The sequence below is a fragment of the Anaerotignum lactatifermentans genome (assembly GCF_016902535.1).
GTDB lineage: Bacteria > Bacillota > Clostridia > Lachnospirales > Anaerotignaceae > Anaerotignum > Anaerotignum lactatifermentans_A.
The window spans coordinates 12,171-31,752 of record NZ_JACSNY010000008.1; the positions used below are offsets into that span (position 1 = coordinate 12,171).

Consider the following 19,582-nt stretch of genomic DNA (forward strand, 5'->3'; position numbering starts at 1 on the left):
CCCGTTTTTTGGAGGAAAGGAATCAGGCGCCGAAAGGCGCCTTTTCTGATTTCAAAGGAGGGATGGACGTGACGGAAGAAAAAGGAAATATTCTGGGAACGGCGAAAATCAGCAGACTTTTGATGAAATTTTCCATACCGACGGTTATGACGCTGATGGTCAACTGTCTGTATAATATCGTGGACCAGATCTTTATTGGCCACGCGGCGGGCGTTGCGGGGATTGCCGCTACCAACGCCGCCTTTCCCATGGTGACCATTTCGGCGGCACTGGCGCTGATGGTGGGGGACGGCACAGCGGCCAATATCAGCCTTTGTCTGGGCCGGAAGGAACGCCCGGAGGCGGAGCGGACCCTGGGCAACGGCGTTGTGCTGCTGTTTCTGGCGGGGATTGTTCTGGCGGCGGCCATGCTGCTGGGCGGCAATTTCTTTGCCCGGCTTTTCGGGGCCTCGGAGGCAGTGCTGGAAGAATCGGTGGTTTATCTGCGTATTCTGGCGCTGGGCCTGCCTTTCCAGATGGCCAATATGGCCTTTACAGCCATCATTCGTTCTGACGGCAATCCCAAATACGCCATGAAAAGCATGATGATCGGCGCGGGAATCAATGTGGTGCTGGACCCGATATTTATTTTTCTGCTGGATCTGGGTGTGGCCGGAGCGGCCATCGCTACCATTCTGGGCCAGATCGTGGCGGGGATCATCTGTATCGCTTATCTGCCTAAATTTGAGCATATTACCTTTCATAAGGAAAATATGGCCCTGCGGGGGGCAGTCAGCGGCAGGATTCTGGTGCTGGGATTCCCCAGCTTCTGTATGCAGACGGCCACAGCCCTGACCCAGATCGTCATGAACAATCTGATGCGGGATTATGGCGCGCTGACCGTTTACGGCAGTGAGATCGCCCTGTCCTGCTACGGCATCATGATGAAGATCTATCAGATCGCTCATGCCATGTTTGTAGGCGTGGCGTCAGGCACACAGCCCATCAACGGCTATAATTACGGCGCCAAGCAGTACCGGCGGGTGAGACGGACCTTCCGTGTGGCGGTGACAGTCTCCTTTGTAATTTCCTTTGTGTGGTTTGGCGTATTCCAGTTGGGAGGACGGCTGCTGGCGGGGCTCTTTGTGGAAAATGAGCCGCTGTATGTGGAGTTTGCCGTGCTCAGCTTCCATGTGTATATGATGGGATTTTTCGTATACGGTCTGCCGCAGGTAACGGCCTCCTTCTTCCAGGCCATCGGCAAGCCATGGAAATCTCTTTTGACGGCCCTTTCCAGACAGGCCATTTTCCTGATTCCCCTGTCGCTGCTGCTGTCCTCCCGATACGGGCTGATGGGCGCATTGTGGGCGGCGCCGGCGGCGGATGTGCTGGCTTTTGCGCTGGCGGGGATTCTGATATTTTTTGAGTTCCGCGACTGGAAAGAACGGGGCTGGTAATGGACAGAATAAGACGGAGTGTTGGGAACGGATTCCCGGGCTTCGTCTTTTTTTCTTGTTTTACGTATAGGGGACAGGAAAAGGGGATATGAATGAGGTAGACCCATAGGAAGGGAAGAAGAATATGAGACATAAAAAAATCCCCGCGTATCTGCTGCTGTTTCTGTGCTGTTTCGTGGGGGGACAGACCACAGCCCGGTGGAAGGAGGTTTCCGCCCCCTCTGCCGCCTGCCTGGCGGTGGTCATTGATGATTTCGGCTATGGCGGGGCGGGAGAGGAGGAACTGCTGGAGCTGGAGATCCCATGGACAGCGGCGGTGATGCCTTTTTCGGAAAGGACAGAGGAGGACGCCCAAAAGGCGCGGCAGGCGGGAAAAGAACTCTTGATCCATCTGCCTATGGAATCTCTGGAAGGAAAACGGGAATGGGTAGGCGAAAAGGGGATTTTTCTGGATATGACGGAGGAAGACGTCCGGGAACGGGTGCGGGAGGCCTATGATATCCTGCCGGACGCGGTGGGCGTCAATAACCACATGGGCTCCGCCGTGATGGAACAGCCGGAATGTCTGGGCTGGGTGTTGTCGGAGGTGGCGGAAAGAGGCGGTCTGTTTCTGGACAGTATGACAACGGCGGAAAGCAAAGGAAGGGAAATGGCGGAAAAGACCGGCGTGGTGTATCTTCGGCGGGATGTGTTTCTGGACAGCACCCAGGACGCGGAAGCAGTGCGGCAGAATCTGCGGCAGGCGGCGGAGATAGCCAAACGGCAAGGATCGGCCATCGCCATTGGTCATGTGGGGCCGGAGGGCGGCAAGGTGACGGCGCAGGTGCTGGCGGAGATGGCCCCTGTGCTGGAGGCGGAAGGCGTACGGTTTGTGTTCCTGTCTCAGCTGGCGGCAGAATCTGGTTGACAGAAGTTATAAATTTCGTTTCACGGGGAAACAAAAGTGTGCTATAATATACCTCAAAATAAGATGCCCCAAAAGGAGAACCTGCGGCTTTGGACGCGGAGGAAGAATCGCTTTTTGGGACGGGGAAAACGGTGAACACGCAAAGAACTGATTTACATAGAGACGGTTTGATCCGAAGGAGAACAATATGGCCTATTGGAATTCCAGAGGGCTGCGGGGCAGCGCGCTGGAGGAGATCATCAATTTTACAAATGAATTTTACCGGAAGAAGGGGCTGGCCCTGTTCCAGAAGATACCAACGCCCATTACGCCGGTGCAGGTAGACAACGAAAAACGGGCCATTACCCTGGCCTATTTTGAAAAGGAAAGCACTGTGGACTACATCGGTGTGGTACAGGGGGTCCCCGTTTGCTTTGATGCCAAGGAGACGGCCCAGAATTTCCTGCCTCTGCGCAATATCCATGAGCATCAGCTGCTGTTTATGGAGGATTTTCGCAGACAGGGCGGGCTGGCCTTTTTACTGGTAGCTTTTACGGGGAAAGGAGAATATTTCCTTTTTCCGGTGGAGGAATTGAGAAAATACTGGGACGAGGCCTGCCGGGGCGGCAGAAAATCGGTGCCCTACGAGGCGTTTTCGCAGGAATACAGGATCGAACGGCAGGGCGGCGGTCTGCTCCATTATCTGGCGGCCGTAGCCCGTTATCTGGAAGAAACAGAAGAGAGGGGGTAATCTGTATGCTGAAAAAATCTGTGGTGGAAAATACACTGACGGCAGCCCTGGAAACGGGCGCGGATTTCGCGGAGCTATATGTGGAGGAGACAAGGCGCAATCAGATCGGCATGGTCAACGGGCAGGTGGAGACAGCTTTAGGCGGGCTGGATTACGGCGCGGGGCTGCGGCTGTTTTTCGGCAACCGGGTCATTTATGCCTTTACCAACGATACGGCGGAGGAAAATCTGGTGCGGCTGGCCAAGGAAACGGCAGCCACAGCCAAAGGAGCCAGACTTTATGCGCTGGCGGAGATGCAGAAAAAATATTGCCGGGGCATCAATCCCATCGCCCTTTACCCCAACAGTGTGGAAAAAAAGAAAAAGGCCCAGTATCTGGCGGCGGCGTCCGCGGCGGCTTTTGCCTATGACAGCCGTATCTCTCAGACCAGGACAGGCTTTCTGGATGTGACGAAGGATGTGCTGGTGGCAAATTCTCTGGGCGTATGGGCGGAGGAACAGCGTGTCCGCAGCCGGTTCACGGTGGAGGCGGTGGCTTCTTCCGCCTCAGAGAAGCAGAGCGGGCACCAGGGGCCGGGGGGCTCCGTGGGATTTGAGCTGTTCCGGCGGATCGACGTGGAGGAAGTCGCAAGAGAGGCGGCCAGAACGGCAGTGACCATGCTTTCAGCAAAGGCCTGCCCGGCGGGACGGATGCCGGTAGTTATTGACAACGGCTTTGGCGGCGTGATTTTCCATGAGGCCTGCGGCCATGGGCTGGAAGCGACGGCGGTGGCAAGGAACGCCTCTGTGTTTGCGGGAAAACTGGGGCAGGAGATCGCCTCCCCTCTGGTTACGGCCATCGACGACGGCACCATTCCCAACGGATGGGGTTCCGCCAATATGGATGACGAGGGGATGCCCACCAGAAAGAATGTACTCATTGAAAAGGGCATTCTGAAAACATATCTGATTGATAAAATGAACGGCAGGAAAATGGGTATGGAGCCTACGGGCTCCGCCAGACGGGAAAATTACCGTTTCGCGCCCACCAGCCGTATGACCAATACTTTTCTGGCACCGGGCGCCAGCACGCCGGAGGAGATCATCCGGGCTACGTCCTGGGGGCTGTACGCCAAACAGATGGGCGGCGGCAGTGTGGACCCGGCCACAGGCTCTTTTAATTTCGCGGTGCTGGAGGGCTATCTGATCCGAAATGGGCAGATCTGCGAGCCGGTGCGGGGGGCCACCCTCATCGGCAAGGGCGCGGAGACCCTCTGGAAGATCGACATGGTCGGCAACAACCTGAAACGGGCCCAGGGAATGTGCGGCAGTATCAGCGGCTCTATTCCCACAGATGTGGGCCAGCCTATGATCCGTGTCAGTGAAATGACCGTAGGCGGAAGGGGGTAAGCAAAAGAGATGGAACGAAGAGAATTTCAAAAGGAATTGATGGCGCTGGCGCTGGCGGAGGGCTTTTCCGACTGCGAGGCCTATTATCGGGAGAACCGTCATTTTGAGGTGATGGTACTGGAAGGCGAGGTTTCCGACTACGAAAACAGCGGCCTGCGGGGGGTGGCTTTTCGGGGGACCTATGAAGGCCGGACGGGGTATTCCTATACGGAACGGATGGAACGGGAAGATATTGCCTATCTGGTGAAATCCGCCAGAGAAAATGCCGTTTTGCTGCCCAAGGAGGAGCGGGAAAAGCTCTACGCGCCCGCGAAACCTGTGGGGCACTGGGAAAAACTCAATCCTCATCTGGAACAGCTGACGGCGGAGGAAAAGGTTCAGGCGGCCAAGCGCATGGAGGCGGCGGCCCTTCAGGAGGAGGACGCTGTGGTATCCATGGATTACTGTGTGCTGGGGACAGACTGGATAGAGACCGCCATTTGCAACAGCCTGGGGCTGGACGTTTCCTGCCGGCGGAATATGGTGACGGCCTATGTCTGCGCCATTGCCAAGGAAGGGGACGAGGTCAAGACCGGCGCCTATTTTTGGAAAGGGCAGAACTGGCATGAGTTTGATCCGGCGGCTACGGGGAAAAAAGCGGCGGAAATGGCCGTTTCCCATCTGGGGGCCGGCGGTGTGGCCAGCGGCCGCTATGGTGTGGTGCTGGAAGGCCGGGTTATGGCGTCCTTCCTGCGGGTATTCGCACCGGTATTTTTCGGGGAAACGGTACAGAAGGGCTTTTCTCTGCTGGCGGGAAAAAGAGGGGAGACCATCGCGGCGGCATGTGTGACCCTGCGGGACGATCCTCTGCTGGAAACAGGATATGTGTATGCCCCCTTTGACAGCGAAGGTGTGCCCTGCCGGAACAAGGCCGTCATCGAAAAAGGTGTTTTGAAAACATTCCTGTATAATCTGAAATCGGCGGAAAAGGACGGCGTCGCCTCTACGGGCAACGGGTTTAAGGCGGGACTGACCTCTCCTGTGAAAACGGCGGTGACCAATTTTTATCTGGAGCCGGGAAAACGAAGCCGGGAGGAACTGCTGGCGGACTTGGGCGATGGTCTGCTCATTACGGACATAACCGGGCTGCACGCCGGCGCCAATACGGTCTCTGGGGATTTCTCCCTTTCGGCGGAGGGATTTCTGGTGGAGAACGGGAACATCGGCCGTCCTGTGGAGCAGATCACTGTGGCGGGGAATTTTTACGAGCTGCTGCGTACCATGGAAGAAGTGGGGAATGATCTGTATTTCGCCGGAAATGGGACAGGCGCTCCCTCTGTGCGGGTAAGGGAAATGTCCGTTGCCGGGGAATAAAAGAAAAATATCATTTTGTACAAAAATTATCACGCTGGAATCCTTTGGAAGGATTCCAGCGTGATTTGTTTTCTGAGAAAAATACCTTTTGTGATGAGAAAAATCAGCTTTCCAGCTTGTCGCAGAGGCCGTTGATCTGTTTGAGAAGCTTTTCCATATCCCGGTTGGCGCCGCCTTTGTTCTGGCCAATGATGCGCAGAAGGCGTTTGCCTGCCTCATCCAGCTGTGCGGAAAGATACATGGCCCGTTTGCCGCCTTCGGAAGCGGCTTTCGCGTGGGGGTATGCCTTGGGGATAACGGGGATCTTGACTCCGGCGGAAATGAGGGCGCCGCTGGTCAGGTCGTAGCAGGCGCCGCTGTACGGCGCATCGGCTTTGAAGCCGTATTCCTCCGCCAGACACCGGCGAAAGTCCTCACAGACCTGATCTTCCCCGTGGACCACAAAAACCTTCTGGGGTTTTTCCGTAAAATGATGAATCCAGTTCAAGAGGCCTTTTTTGTCGGCATGGCCGCTGACACCGGCCAGCTGGCGGACTCTGGCGTTGACCTCGATGGTCTCGCCGAAGAGCCGTACCTCCGGGGCGCCTTCCACAATATTCCGGCCCAGAGTGCCGATGGCCTGATAGCCTACAAAGAGGATGGTACATTCCGGCCGCCAGAGGTTGTGTTTCAAATGATGGCGGATACGGCCCGCCTCACACATGCCCGACGCGGAAAGGATGACCTTGGGCGTCCGGTCGAAGTTGATGGCCGTAGAATCCTCGGCGGTGACCGCCAGATGCAGTCCGGGAAATTCCAGAGGGTTGATGCCCGCCTTTACCAGCGCCATGGCTTCTGTGTCAAAGCAGTCCATACGATTTTCCATAAATATTTTGGTGGCCTCAATGGCCAGAGGGCTGTCTACATAAACGGGGAAATTGGCGTGGTTTTTTACCAGACCCTTTTCCTTGATTTCCCGGATGAAATAAAGCATTTCCTGGGTACGGCCCACGGCGAAGGAGGGAATCACCAGATTGCCGCCGGCGTCCAGGGTTTCCTGGATTTCCCGGGCCAGTTCCTTTACATAGTCCGGGTGTTCCCCGTGGAACCGGTCGCCGTAGGTGCTTTCCATGATGACATAGTCCGCTTCCAGCGTATAGCGGGGATCATGGATGATGGGCTGGTTGGTATTGCCGATGTCGCCGGAAAAGACCAGCTTTTTGGTCACATCGTTTTCCGTCAGCCAGATTTCCATACTGGAAGAACCCAGAAGATGGCCCACATCCGTAAAACGCAGGCGGATGCCTTCGGAGACTTCCACCATTTCCATGTAGTCGCAGGGAACGAAATGCTCCATAACCGCCATAGCCTCTTCTGTGGTATATAAAGGCTCGAAGGGAGGTGTGCCGGCGCGTTTTGCTTTCCGGTTGCGCCACTGAGCCTCAAATTCCTGGATATGGGCACTGTCCAGCAGCATGATGCGGCACAGGTCACAGGTGGCGTCTGTGGCGTAGATTTTTCCCGTAAAGCCGTTTTTATACAGCAGAGGGATCAGCCCGGAATGGTCGATATGGGCGTGGGAAAGAAAGATGTAGTCGATATCGGCGGCGGATACGGGAATTTCCTGATTTTCATAGGTATCCCGTCCCTGCTCCATGCCGCAGTCCAGCAGGATGCTTTTGCCGCAGGCTTCGATATAGTGGCAGCTGCCGGTAACCTCGTGGTCAGCGCCTAAAAACATGAGTTTCATAGAAAATCCCTCCCTTGTGCTGAGAAAATCCGATGGTTTATCTTTGGGGGCGGAAGCCCTGTTTTCTTTCAGTATAGCTTTTTTCCACAGGATTGACAACGAGTTTGCGGCAAAATGGAAGAGTGGAAAAAATTGTCACGTTTTTACGGAGAAGTTTTCTGATTTTGATTGGAAATCTGTACAAAAGTGGTATATAATAGAGAAAATAATCTCCGCGCAAGAAAGAAGGGGGATGAGAGGATGATTACGATCAAACAGTTAAATGAAGTTTTTCGCATTATCAACGGGGAGCACCCGGACCCTCATACGGTATTGGGCATGCACGAGCTGGAAAATGACGGCAAAAAAATGGTGGCCGTCCGTGCGTTTATTCCCGGCGCGAAAACCATCACCGTGGTGGACGCGGCGTCCCGGCGATTGAAATATCCCATGGAGCGCATCCATGAGGACGGATTTTTTGAAGTGCTGATTCCGGACCGGGAAGAATGGTTCCGCTATAAACTGGACTGCACCGATTATCAGGAGCACAGCTGGACTACATACGATCCCTATGCCTTTTCCCCGACCATTACGGAATATGACCGGTATCTTTTCGGCGCGGGTACCCACTACAACATTTATGAGAAAATGGGGGCCCACATGATTACCTTTGAAGGGGCCAAAGGTGTTTCCTTTGCCGTATGGGCGCCCAACGCCAAGAGCGTCAGCGTCATTGGCAATTTCAACGGCTGGGATACCAGACGGCACCCCATGCGGCGGCTGGGGCTGTCCGGCATCTGGGAGCTGTTTATCCCCGGGCTGGCGGTCATGGACCAGTATAAATTCCATGTAGTGCAGTCTACGGGCAGACAGGTGGACAAGTCCGACCCCTATGCCTTTTATTCTCAGCTGCGCCCGGAAACGGCCTCTGTTATTTTCCCTATCGGACGGTATAAATGGAAGGACCGCCGCTGGATGACGGCCAGAAAGAAAGCCAATGTTTATACAGCGCCCATGAATATATACGAAGTGCATCTGGGCAGCTGGATGCGTGTGCCCGAGGAGGGGGACCGGTTCCTGACCTATACGGAGCTGGCGGAACGTCTGGTGCCCTATGTAAAGGAAATGGGCTTCAGCCATATTGAACTGCTTCCTGTGGAGGAGCATCCCTTTGACGGCAGCTGGGGCTATCAGGTAACGGGGTATTATTCCCCCACCAGCCGCTACGGCACGCCTGCCATGTTCAAGGAATTTATCGACACCTGCCACCAGAATGGCATCGGCGTCATTCTGGACTGGGTACCTGCCCACTTCCCCAAGGATGACTTTGGTCTGGGCCGCTTTGACGGTACTGCGCTGTACGAGCATCAGGACCCCAGAAGGGGCGAGCATCTCCAGTGGGGAACCTATATCTTCAATTACGGCAGAAAGGAAGTCAGCAATTTCCTGATTGCCAACGCTATTTTTTGGCTGGATGAGTACCATATCGATGGCCTTAGGGTTGACGCTGTGGCCTCCATGCTCTATCTGGATTTCTGCAAGAATGACGGCGAATGGGCGGCCAATGAGTACGGCGGCAGAGAAAATCTGGAGGCGGTGGAATTTATCAAGCATATGAATTCCATTATTGCCAAGCGTGTTCCCGGCGCTATGATGATCGCCGAGGAATCCACCTCCTGGGAGGGTGTGACCAAAAGCCCCAGAGAGCATGGTCTGGGCTTTACCATGAAATGGAACATGGGCTGGATGAACGACTTCCTGTTCTATATCAAGAAAGACCCTATTTACAGAAAATATCACCATAACAACCTGACCTTCGGCATGGCCTACAACTATTCCGAGAACTTCGTGCTGGTATTGTCCCATGACGAGGTTGTCCATGAAAAGAGTGCCATGATCGGCAAGATGCCCGGTGACTTATGGCAGAAATACGCCAACCTGCGTCTGGCCTACGGCTTTATGTACGGTCATCCCGGCAAGAAGCTGCTGTTTATGGGCGGGGAGTTTGCCCAGTTCAACGAGTGGAGCGAGGCCAGAAGTCTGGACTGGCACCTGCTGCAATATAAGGATCACCAGCAGATGCAGGGCTATATGAAGGCGCTGAATCATTTCTATCTGTCGGAAAGCGCGTTCTGGCAGATGGATTATGACCCCAGAGGCTTTACCTGGATCGAATGTGACGACGCGGAATCCTCCGTGGTTTCCTTTATCCGCCGCAGTGAGAAAAAGGAACTGTATTTCGTCTGCAACTTTACGCCGGAGACCTATATGGATTTCCGGGTAGGCGTTCCCTTCCGGGGTTCCTATCGTGAAGTCTTCAACAGCGACGAGACACAGTACGGCGGCAGCGGCGTTGTTAACGAAAAGGCCGTTGTCAGCGAGAAAATGCCGTGGAATCGGTACCAGAACAGCATCCGTATCAAACTGCCTCCTCTGGCCATGGTGGTCTTTGAAAAAGAGCCTGACAACGAAGAGGAACCCAAGCAGAAGAAATAACAGACGGGAAGGGCGTGGTGCGCGCCTCCTTCCGTAAAAATGTATCCAGCCGGAATCTCTGAGAACCAGAGGTTCCGGCGGTTGCGTTTTTGGAGGTATTTTTTTGCGGAAGAAAATGGGACAAAGGCACGAAAACGCCTCTTTTTTTCTCAGAAATGGGGAGAGATTTTCCATGTCGGGAATTTTTTTCTTGGGAATGGGCAGTTTTTCGGTTGACGGAACGGAGGTTTTTGTGTATAATTCTAAAATGTACGGTAAAAAAGGCAGTTTGGAGCCTTTCCCGTACACGAATCTCGCATCTGGGAGGGAGGGAAATTCATGTCAGAGGTAAAAGTTAAAGAAAATGAATCCTTAGACAGCGCACTGCGTCGTTTCAAAAGAACATGTGCCAGAGATGGCATCATGGGCGAAGTACGCAAAAGAGAGCATTATGACAAACCCAGCGTAAAACGCAAAAAGAAATCCGAAGCCGCTAGAAAACGTAAATTCAAATAATTTTGACCGGCAAAAAAGGGATGATGGAACATGTCATTAAAAGAACAGCTCTTTGCTGACTTGAAGACTGCGATGAAGGAAAAGGACACCGTTCGGAAAGATACCGTTCAGCTGATCCGTTCCGGCATTTTGCAGATCGAAAAAGACAAAAAAATCGAGTTAGACGATGAAGGCGTGATCGACGTGATCTCCAAACAGCTGAAAAGCCGCCGTGATTCTCTGCCTGATTTTGAAAAAAGCGGCAGACAGGATCTCATCGAAAAACTGAACAGAGAAATCGAAATTTTATTGAGTTACCTTCCAGAGCAGTTGAGCGAAACGGAAATCGAGGCTATCGTTGCCGAGGCGGTCGCGCAGACCGGCGCGTCCAATATGAAGGACATGGGCAAGGTAATGGCCATTGTGACGCCCAAGGTGAAGGGCCGCGCGGACAACAAAGTTGTCGGCGGTCTGGTAAAGAAAATGCTCCAGGGCAAATAAAATAAGATCGGAACATAAGACCGCCAATTTGGCGGTCTTAACGTTTTTTTGGGGTTTTTTCATGCACGATATTTTTTAAAAAAGCGGCAGATTTGTGCTTGACTTTTTGAAAATCAGGTCTATAATGTACTTTAACAGAGCACAGCATAACCGCATGTGCGTGTGAAAGTAAAAGGCAAGGGAGAGTGTATGAGTATGAAAAAGAAAAAATGGATGCGTATTCTGGCTGCTGCGACTATGGCGGCTATGGTATTTGCGATGGCTGGCTGCGGCGGCGGCACAGACAGCACAGAAGGCGACAGCGCTGACGGCGGCGACGGCACCGTTTATAAAGTAGGCGTTATCCAGCAGCTGGAACATGCCGCTTTGGACGAAGCTACCAGAGGCTTCCAGGATACCCTGACAGAAAAACTGGGCGACCAGGTAGAATTTGATTACCAGAACGCACAGAATGAGCAGGCAAACTGCGCGACTATCGCGACAAAATTCGTTTCCAACGGCGTGGATCTGATTATGGCCAATGCCACAACTGCATTGCAGGCGGCAGCGGCAGCAACAGGGGATATTCCCATTGTTGGTACATCCGTAACAGACTATGTGACAGCAGGCGTTATTGAATCCAACGACGCGCCCGGCTATAACGTAACAGGCGCTTCCGACCTGGCACCCGTAGACCAGCAGATCGCTCTGCTGCAGGAACTGGTACCTGATGTACAGAAAGTAGCCATCGTATACTGCAGTGCAGAACCCAACTCTCTGTTCCAGTCTGAACTGGCACAGGCGGAACTGGACGCTGCCGGCATCGAATGGGAAGAATTCACAGCCGCTGACTCCAACGAAATCCAGGCGGTAATCACAAACGCCATTACAGACTGTGACGCGGTATACATCCCCACAGACAACACTATGGCAAACAACATGGAAATCATTAAAAACGTAACAGTTCCCGCTGGCATCCCTGTTATCTGCGGGGAAGAAAATATGTGCGGCGTAGGCGGTTTGGCTACACTGAGCATCAGCTACTACGAACTGGGCTGCAAAGCCGGCGAAATGGCATATGAGATTCTGGTAAACGGCGCTGACCCCGCTACTATGCCCATCGAATATGTTTCCGAGAACATTACACCCAAATATAACGCAGAAATCGCTGCGGAACTGAACTGGACCATTCCCGAAGGAATGACAGCCATCGGTGAATAATTTCATTATTTTGTTATGATGATGTAAGAATAAGCAGGAGAAGACAGCGGCATTGTCCAGTGCCGTTGTTTTTTCCGTATAAAAGGGGAGGAGGCACTTATTGTGGAAATTATGGATTTGATCAGAGCCTTGCCGGGCTCTGTGGCACAGGGATTGATCTGGGGGATTATGGCCATCGGCGTATATATCACCTATAAGCTGCTGGACTACGCCGATCTGAGCGTAGACGGCAGTATCGGCACCGGCGGTGCCGTAGCCGTCGTGTTGATGCTGGGTGGCATGAACCCTTATCTGGCGCTGATCTGCGCTACGTTGGCGGGGGCTTTGGCAGGTCTGGTAACGGGACTGTTTCATACGGTATTCGGTATCCCCGCGATCCTGTCCGGCATTTTGACCCAGCTGGGTCTGTACTCTGTCAATATGCGGATCATGGGTGCCTCTAATACGGCTATCAATGTCAATCAGTATGATCTGCTGCTGAGTCTGCGGCAGATTCCCCACGCTATTTTGGTATCTGCCATCTTTGTGGCGGCAACCATTGCCGTACTGTACTGGTTCTTCGGCACAGAGGTAGGCCGCGCCATCCGGGCGACGGGCAACAACGCCAATATGTCCCGGGCCCAGGGCATCAACACCAATATCATGAAGGTCATCGGTCTGGTGCTTTCCAACGCGCTGGTAGGTCTGGCCGGCGGTCTGTATGCCCAGTATCAGGGCAACGCCGACGTAAATATGGGCCGTGGCGCCATCGTTATTGGTCTGGCGGCGGTTATCATTGGCGGCGTGCTTTTCGGCAAGCTGTTCAATAACTTCGCCCTGCGTCTTCTGGGCGTTGTATTCGGCGCGATTTTGTATTTTGTTGTCATTGCTGTGGTGCTGTGGCTGGGTCTGGAAACCACCGACCTGAAGCTCATCAGCGCATTGATCGTGGCGCTGTTCCTGGCGATCCCTTATCTGAAGGGAAAACGCACGGTGCGCCGTGTGAGAAAGGAGGCGTAAGGGATGCTGGAACTGAAAAATGTATATAAAACCTTTAACGCCAACACCATCAATGAAAAACGCGCCCTCAACGGCCTGAGCCTGAAGCTGGAGGAAGGCGATTTCGTAACGGTCATCGGCGGCAACGGCGCCGGGAAATCCACCATGATGAACGCCATCGCGGGTACATGGCCCCTGGATGAGGGACAGGTCATCATTGACGGACAGGATGTAACAAAACTGCCGGATTATAAACGGGCCGCTTATCTGGGACGTGTGTTCCAGGACCCCATGATGGGGACAGCGGCGGATATGGAAATCGAGGAAAATCTGGCGGTGGCTTACCGCCGGGGCAAGACCCGTGGTTTGGGCTGGGGCATCCGTGCCAAGGAACGGGAAGAGTACAAGGAACTGCTGAAAACATTGGATCTGGGGCTGGAGGACCGTCTGCGCTCCAAGGTGGGGCTGCTGTCCGGCGGCCAGCGTCAGGCGCTGACCCTGCTGATGGCAACGCTGAAAAAACCCAAGGTGCTGCTGCTGGATGAGCATACGGCGGCACTGGACCCCAAAACAGCGGCGAAGGTACTGGAGATTTCCGATCGTATTATCGCGGAAAACCATCTGACGGCGCTGATGGTTACCCATAACATGAAGGACGCCATTGCCCACGGCAATCGTCTGATTATGATGAACAACGGCGAGATCATTCTGGATATCCGGGGTGAGGAAAAGCAGAAGCTGACCGTAGATGATTTGCTGCGTCAGTTCACCGCCGCCAGCGGCAGTGAGTTTGCCAATGACAGAGCGCTGTTGTCCTAAACGAAAAACAGAGCAGAGTTTCTTCTGGAAAGAAGGGCTCTGCTTTTTTTATGGCCGGCTCATGGCGGAGGAATGAAGCTTTTGCGGAAGGCATAGGATAAAAGAGACGAAAAAAGGGGGCTTGGAACATGGGACTGGGCAGGCAGGCGGCGGAAAAACTGGATCTGCCGCGGGAAGTGATGCTGGATCTGCCCCTGATCTCCTTGACGGGCAGAGAGGAAATGACCATAGAGAATCATAAAGGACTGACGGCTTACAGTCAGGAGCAAATCCGCATTGCCACCAGAGCCGGCAGCCTTTGTGTCAGCGGCGAGGGACTGCGGCTGAAGCGGCTGTCGGCGGAGTGCATTGTTATCGGCGGACAGCTGGAAAAATTGGAATTTTTGCGTTGACGGGGTGAGGTTTTTGTTTCCTGCATTATGGTATTATTTCAGCGGATATGTTATGATAAGGGTGTCCGGATTTTCCATGGAACGGTTTCTCAACATGGCGTCCTACCGGAATGTGTATTTCTGGGATGTGGACAGCAGAGGCACGGGTTTTACCATGAAAACCTCTCTGGCAGGACTGCGGGAGGCGGAGTACTGCGCCGCCAAAACGGGGTGTACGCTGGAGGTGCTGGCCCGTGGCGGTCTGCCGGCCCGATACCGGCGGTTTCGCAAAAGGGAGGCTCTTTGGGCAGGCGCGGTGTGTTTTGCCCTGGTGCTGTATGTGCTGTCCGGTTTTGTGTGGTCGCTGGAGATTGAGGGGAACGAACGGCTGGAGGAAGAAAGCCTGCGTTCCGCCTGCGCCCAGATGGGATTGTACCCTGGGGCATGGAAAAATAATGTGGATATGGATGCGGTGACAGAGGGCCTGCTGGCCCAATTCCATGATCTGTCCTGGGTCAGTGTGGGCATGGATGGTACGAAGGCCACTGTCCGCCTGACAGAGACCATTGAAGCGCCGGAGGTTGTGGAAAAAGAGACCCCCAGTGATATTGTGGCGGCCAAGGATGGCCTGGTGCTGTCCATATCGGCGGAACGGGGCGTGCCTCTGGTAAAGGCCGGGGATGTGGTGAAGGCGGGTCAGGTACTGATTTCTTCCCAGATCACAGGCGAAACGGAGGGCGAGACCCCCTACGCGGCGCAGACGGCGGCAGCCGGCAGCGTAACGGCCAGAACATGGATGGAGTGGAGCATGGAGCTTCCTCTGTCCTACACGCAAAAGGAATATACAGGAGAGGAAAAGGTGGATCACATACTCCTTTTGGGGGATGCGGCGGTGGATCTGATCCGTCCGTCGGCAGAGGAAAACTGCCATAAAGAAGTGATCTCGGAGGGGTATTTGTCCCTGGGAGATGTCCGGTTTCCTGTGGGCTGGCGTAAGGTGCGCCTGCGCTATTACCGGGAAACGGAAAAAAGCCGGACCGTAGAAGAGGCGAAAACAGAACTGGAGTCCAGCCTGCGGCAGAAAGCGGAAGACTATCTGCGGGGACAGGGCGTTTTGGAAGATATGAATATACAGTATGAAATCTACGCGGACTGCGTCAGAGCCGTGGCGACGGCGGAAATGACGGAGGAAATCGCGGAAACGAAGGAGAAAGGGGCTGACGCCGGAAATGAGTCGAGTGGAGAAAACATTACAGCTGGAGAATGAGATCATACTGCCTGTATTTGGGCAGTTTGACAGTAATATACGAAAAATAGAGAAAGAGTGTGCCGTGCAGATCGTCAACCGGGGCGATGATGTAAAGGTGACCGGGGAGGAGCGGGACGTTCAGGCGGCCTGCAACGTACTCCAGTCCCTGGCGGCCTTGGTGCGCCGGGGAGAGGAGATTACAGAGCAGAATCTGGAATACTTTATTTCCTCCGCGGCGGAAAGCGACCTGCGGGAGCTGGAAAAGGTCTATGATGACCTGATCTGTGTCACCGCCAACGGCAGACCTTTGAAGCCCAAAACACTGGGCCAGAAAAAATATACGGATCTGATCCGGCAGAATACGATCGTCTTTGGCATCGGGCCGGCGGGTACCGGCAAGACCTATCTGGCCATGGCTATGGCCATTACGGCCTTTAAAAATAACGAAGTCAACCGGATCATACTGACCCGTCCCGCCATTGAGGCCGGGGAAAAGCTGGGCTTTCTGCCGGGGGATTTGCAGCAGAAGGTAGACCCGTACCTGCGGCCGCTCTATGACGCGCTCTATGAGATCATGGGGGCGGAGACCTTCCTGAAAAATATGGAAAAGGGTCTCATTGAAGTGGCGCCTTTGGCCTATATGCGTGGGCGAACGCTGGACAATGCCTTTATCGTGCTGGACGAGGCCCAGAATACCACGCCGGAACAGATGAAAATGTTCCTGACCCGTATCGGCTACGGCTCCAAGGCGGTCATTACCGGGGACATCACCCAGATCGACCTGACGGAGGGGAAACGCTCCGGCCTTCTGGAAGCGACAAAGATCCTCAGCGGTATCGAGGGCATCGGCCTGATTACGCTGACCAATAAAGATGTGGTGCGCCATCCGCTGGTGCAGAAGATCATTCTGGCATACGAAAAGTTTGAGAACAGAAAGCGGAGTGAGTCGGATGGAAAGAAAGAGAAACGCTTCAGATAATAAAAGCACGGGGTACAGGGAACGGGCAAAAAGAACGATCATGTTCTTTGTGGCCTTTTTGCTGACGGTGGTCTGCATTTCCACCAGTTCCGTGGAACAGAAGGAAACGGTGCAGGTGGGCTCGGTTGCCACAAAACGATATGTGGCGCCGGAGGACGCTGTGGATACGGCGGCGACGGAACGGCTGCGGGAAGCGGCGGCTGACAGTGTGGGGCCTATTTATAAAACGGACAGCGCTGTGGCGGCCAGCAGTGTAGCGGCGGTGAAAGACCTGTTTGCGGAGCTGGATCGGGTACTGGACGGGCTGGAGGAAGGAGAAAGCTTTGCCTCTGCCGTAAGTGATGCGTCTTTAAACCTGCCGGTGGTGCTGACGGGGGCCCAGCTGAGCGCCTATGAAACGCTGACAGACCAGCAGCGGGAGGAGTTTGCCGCTGACTGTGCCGCTTTTTTACAGCACGCTTATGATGAGGGGATTACGGCGGACGCCCTGGAAGAAGCAAAGGAAAATTTACAGGAAATGACGGTTCAGTCCCGGTGGAACAAGGAATTAAAGGGCATGGCGGCTGTGGTGCTGGCGGCGGCTGCGGAACCCAATGTGGTGCTGGACGAGGACGCTATGGAAATCGCCAGAGAGCAGAAACGGGCGGAAGTGGCCGATGTGCAGATCCGCAAGAACCAGAAGATCGTCGATGAGGGCGAGATCATTACCCAGGAGATCTATGACCGGCTGGTGGCGCTGAATCTGGTGCGCAGCGGGGATATTCAGGGAAGTCTGGTGCCCCTTCTGGGAACACTGATTCTGACAGGCATGGTATTTCTGGCTTTTTATCTTTTCTTCCGGTGGGGCCGGGGAAAGACTGTGGTCTTAAAGCATAACGAGGCCAAAATGCTTTTTACCATGTATGTGATTATGGTGCTGCTGATCCGTGTCATGGCAACATTAACCATGTTTACGGTGGTGCCGGCGGGGCTGTTCGCTATGCTGGTGAGCCTTTTGGTAGGCCGGCGGCTGGCCCTGTGGTTCAATGCCTTGTTCTGTATTGTAGGATGCTTTATTTTTAACGGGGACGTGCAGTTTTTGATGTACGCCCTCATCAGCGGGACTTTTGCCGCGCTGTTCATACAGAAAACGGAAAAACGCAGTCAGCTGATCCCGGCGGCGCTGGGTATGGCGGCGGTGAATTTCTTTACGGCCTTCTCTCTGGGACTGTTTTTCGAGGAAGGCTATTCCGTGGAGCTGCTGCTTCACAGCGGTGTGGGCGCCGTGATCGGTCTGGTGTCGATTATCATTGCCGTGGGCAGTCTGCCCTTCTGGGAGAATATGTTTGAGGCCAACACGCCTTTGCGGCTGATGGAGCTGACCAACCCCAACAATGAATTGCTGCGGCGGCTTCTGATTGAAGCGCCGGGCACCTACCACCACAGTCTGATCGTGGCCAATCTGGCGGAAACGGCAGTCTATGAGATCGGCGGGAATACGGCTCTGGCCCGGGCGGGGGCTTACTATCATGATGTGGGCAAGCTGCGCTATCCCATGTATTTCGGTGAAAACCAGACGGGGACCAATCCCCATGACGAGCTGGCGCCGGAAGAAAGCGCCAAAATCATTACGGGGCACACCAAAGGCGGGCTGGAACTGGCGGAAAAATACAAGATCCCGCCCATTGTGCGGGACATCATTGAGGAACACCATGGGAATTCTCTGGTAAAATTCTTTTATTTTAAGGCGCTGAAGCTCTATGGCGCGGAAAATGTGAAGGAAGAGGATTACCGTTATCAGGGACGCATTCCTTCCAGCAGGGAATCTGCCGTGGTGATGTTGGCGGATACGGTAGAGGCGGCGGTACGCTCCATGCTGGGCAGCGGCAAGACACTGGAAGAAGCGGGAAACGCCATCCGCGGTCTCATGAAGGACAAGCTGGATGATGGACAGCTCAACCACAGCGGTCTGGCCATTGACGAGCTGGAGACCATCCGGCTGGCATTTTTGAAGGTATTCCATGGGATGTACCACGAACGGGTGGCATACCCGGACAAAAAAGACATTCAGGCGGCTCAGAAAAAAGAGCCGGAAAAGGAAGAAAAGGAGGACACGGCAGAACATGACGGTACTCATTGATATACGGACGGAGGGCTTTCCGGCGGAGCTGGAGGCGGTCATAGAAAAGATCGCCGCCGACAGCCTGCGCTATGAGGCCTTCCCGGAGGAATGTGAGATCAGCGTGTCTATTGTGGATAACGCGGAGATCCATCAGATCAACAAACAGTTCCGGGGGATCGACCGGCCTACGGATGTGCTTAGCTTTCCTCAGCTGACTTTCGAGGAGGGAGAGCGGATGGAGCGCAACGAGGAAGGCGAAGTGGTGCTGGGAGACATTATCATTTCCCTGGAGCGGGCCAGAGAGCAGGCGGAGGAATACGGCCATTCCCTGAAACGGGAGATTGCCTTCCTGACGGCCCACAGTATGCTCCATCTTCTGGGCTATGACCATATGACGCCGGAGGAGGAAAAAGAAATGTTCGCCAAACAGAAGGAAATATTGGAATTGGCGGGTATCCCCAGAGTCTGAGGGAAAGGAAGTGTTTTTATGGAGAATAAAGAATTGATCGCTATGGCGAAGGAAGTGATGCAGCGGGCTTACGCTCCTTATTCCCATTTTCGGGTGGGCGCGGCGCTGCTGGCGAAGGACGGCCGGGTATTTCTGGGCTGTAATGTGGAAAACGCCTCCTTTGGGGCCACTATCTGCGCCGAGCGGACGGCAGTGACCAAAGCTGTTTCCGAAGGCGTCCGGGAATTTGAGAAGATCGCCATTGTAGCCAGCAGCGGAGAATATGCCGCCCCCTGCGGCATTTGCCGACAGGTGCTTTATGAGTTTATGCCAGAGGGCAGTGTGGTTCTTTGGAGCAAGGATGAGGGCGAACTGGAAAGGCCTCTGCGGGAACTGCTGCCTATGGGCTTTCGGGGCGAGGATATCAAGTAAGGAACGGGAAAA

The 19,582-nt window shown here is 54.2% G+C and carries 18 protein-coding genes; 17 read left to right on the forward strand and 1 reads right to left on the reverse strand.

Going from position 1 to position 19,582, the window contains the following annotated elements; all coding sequences use genetic code 11:
• Positions 1–68 precede the first annotated feature (68 nt).
• The 5 genes from H9X84_RS07640 to H9X84_RS07660 all read left to right on the forward strand — a co-directional run bounded on the left by H9X84_RS07640 (position 69) and on the right by H9X84_RS07660 (position 5,814).
• Entirely contained in the window at positions 69–1,436 is a 1,368-nt protein-coding gene (locus H9X84_RS07640; protein WP_330612307.1) for an MATE family efflux transporter, read from the forward strand.
• Between the two features lie 124 nt (positions 1,437–1,560).
• Complete coding sequence (locus H9X84_RS07645; RefSeq protein WP_205133780.1) at positions 1,561–2,343, forward strand: divergent polysaccharide deacetylase family protein; 783 nt, start codon at positions 1,561–1,563, stop codon at positions 2,341–2,343.
• A gap of 187 nt (positions 2,344–2,530) precedes the next feature.
• Positions 2,531–3,073: a Holliday junction resolvase RecU gene (locus H9X84_RS07650; protein ID WP_205133779.1), complete on the forward strand. Its 543-nt coding sequence runs from the start codon at positions 2,531–2,533 to the stop codon at positions 3,071–3,073.
• A 5-nt stretch (positions 3,074–3,078) separates the two neighbouring features.
• Positions 3,079–4,461 carry a TldD/PmbA family protein gene (locus H9X84_RS07655; protein ID WP_205133778.1) on the forward strand — a complete coding sequence of 461 codons (1,383 nt, stop codon included), beginning with the start codon at positions 3,079–3,081 and terminating at the stop codon, positions 4,459–4,461.
• A gap of 9 nt (positions 4,462–4,470) precedes the next feature.
• Positions 4,471–5,814 carry a TldD/PmbA family protein gene (locus H9X84_RS07660; RefSeq protein WP_205133777.1) on the forward strand — a complete coding sequence of 448 codons (1,344 nt, stop codon included), beginning with the start codon at positions 4,471–4,473 and terminating at the stop codon, positions 5,812–5,814.
• Positions 5,815–5,917: 103 nt separating this feature from the next.
• Here the strand turns inward: H9X84_RS07660 and H9X84_RS07665 are convergent, their stop codons facing one another.
• Positions 5,918–7,543 carry an MBL fold metallo-hydrolase RNA specificity domain-containing protein gene (locus H9X84_RS07665; protein ID WP_205133776.1) on the reverse strand — a complete coding sequence of 542 codons (1,626 nt, stop codon included), beginning with the start codon at positions 7,541–7,543 and terminating at the stop codon, positions 5,918–5,920.
• A 240-nt stretch (positions 7,544–7,783) separates the two neighbouring features.
• On the opposite strand from H9X84_RS07665, the gene glgB reads away from it, so the two are divergent.
• From glgB to H9X84_RS07725, 12 genes are all read left to right on the forward strand, one after another.
• Positions 7,784–10,018, forward strand: coding sequence for a 1,4-alpha-glucan branching protein GlgB (gene glgB / locus H9X84_RS07670; RefSeq protein ID WP_205133775.1), 2,235 nt, complete (start codon positions 7,784–7,786; stop codon positions 10,016–10,018).
• A gap of 318 nt (positions 10,019–10,336) precedes the next feature.
• Positions 10,337–10,513: a 30S ribosomal protein S21 gene (rpsU, locus tag H9X84_RS07675; protein WP_022255363.1), complete on the forward strand. Its 177-nt coding sequence runs from the start codon at positions 10,337–10,339 to the stop codon at positions 10,511–10,513.
• A gap of 30 nt (positions 10,514–10,543) precedes the next feature.
• Positions 10,544–10,993: a GatB/YqeY domain-containing protein gene (locus tag H9X84_RS07680; protein ID WP_205133774.1), complete on the forward strand. Its 450-nt coding sequence runs from the start codon at positions 10,544–10,546 to the stop codon at positions 10,991–10,993.
• Positions 10,994–11,188: 195 nt separating this feature from the next.
• On the forward strand, positions 11,189–12,193 hold the full coding sequence (locus H9X84_RS07685; RefSeq protein WP_205133773.1) for an ABC transporter substrate-binding protein: 1,005 nt from the start codon (positions 11,189–11,191) through the stop codon (positions 12,191–12,193).
• Between the two features lie 102 nt (positions 12,194–12,295).
• Positions 12,296–13,192, forward strand: a complete 897-nt coding sequence (locus tag H9X84_RS07690) for an ABC transporter permease (protein ID WP_205133772.1) — start codon at positions 12,296–12,298, stop codon at positions 13,190–13,192.
• A gap of 3 nt (positions 13,193–13,195) precedes the next feature.
• Positions 13,196–13,990, forward strand: coding sequence for an ABC transporter ATP-binding protein (locus tag H9X84_RS07695; RefSeq protein WP_205133771.1), 795 nt, complete (start codon positions 13,196–13,198; stop codon positions 13,988–13,990).
• A gap of 128 nt (positions 13,991–14,118) precedes the next feature.
• Positions 14,119–14,382, forward strand: a complete 264-nt coding sequence (gene yqfC / locus H9X84_RS07700; RefSeq protein ID WP_205133770.1) for a sporulation protein YqfC — start codon at positions 14,119–14,121, stop codon at positions 14,380–14,382.
• 13 nt (positions 14,383–14,395) lie between these two features.
• A complete protein-coding gene (gene yqfD, locus H9X84_RS07705) occupies positions 14,396–15,628 on the forward strand; it encodes a sporulation protein YqfD (protein ID WP_205133769.1) in 1,233 nt (410 codons plus the stop codon).
• Positions 15,591–16,589: a PhoH family protein gene (locus H9X84_RS07710; RefSeq protein WP_205133768.1), complete on the forward strand. Its 999-nt coding sequence runs from the start codon at positions 15,591–15,593 to the stop codon at positions 16,587–16,589. Before yqfD ends, H9X84_RS07710 begins: the two co-directional genes overlap by 38 nt.
• A complete protein-coding gene (locus H9X84_RS07715; protein ID WP_205133767.1) occupies positions 16,561–18,708 on the forward strand; it encodes an HD family phosphohydrolase in 2,148 nt (715 codons plus the stop codon). The genes H9X84_RS07710 and H9X84_RS07715 overlap by 29 nt, the downstream gene beginning before the upstream one ends.
• Entirely contained in the window at positions 18,692–19,159 is a 468-nt protein-coding gene (gene ybeY, locus H9X84_RS07720) for an rRNA maturation RNase YbeY (protein ID WP_205133766.1), read from the forward strand. The genes H9X84_RS07715 and ybeY overlap by 17 nt, the downstream gene beginning before the upstream one ends.
• An 18-nt stretch (positions 19,160–19,177) precedes the next feature.
• Entirely contained in the window at positions 19,178–19,570 is a 393-nt protein-coding gene (locus H9X84_RS07725) for a cytidine deaminase (protein WP_205133765.1), read from the forward strand.
• The last annotated feature ends 12 nt before the right edge of the window (positions 19,571–19,582 follow it).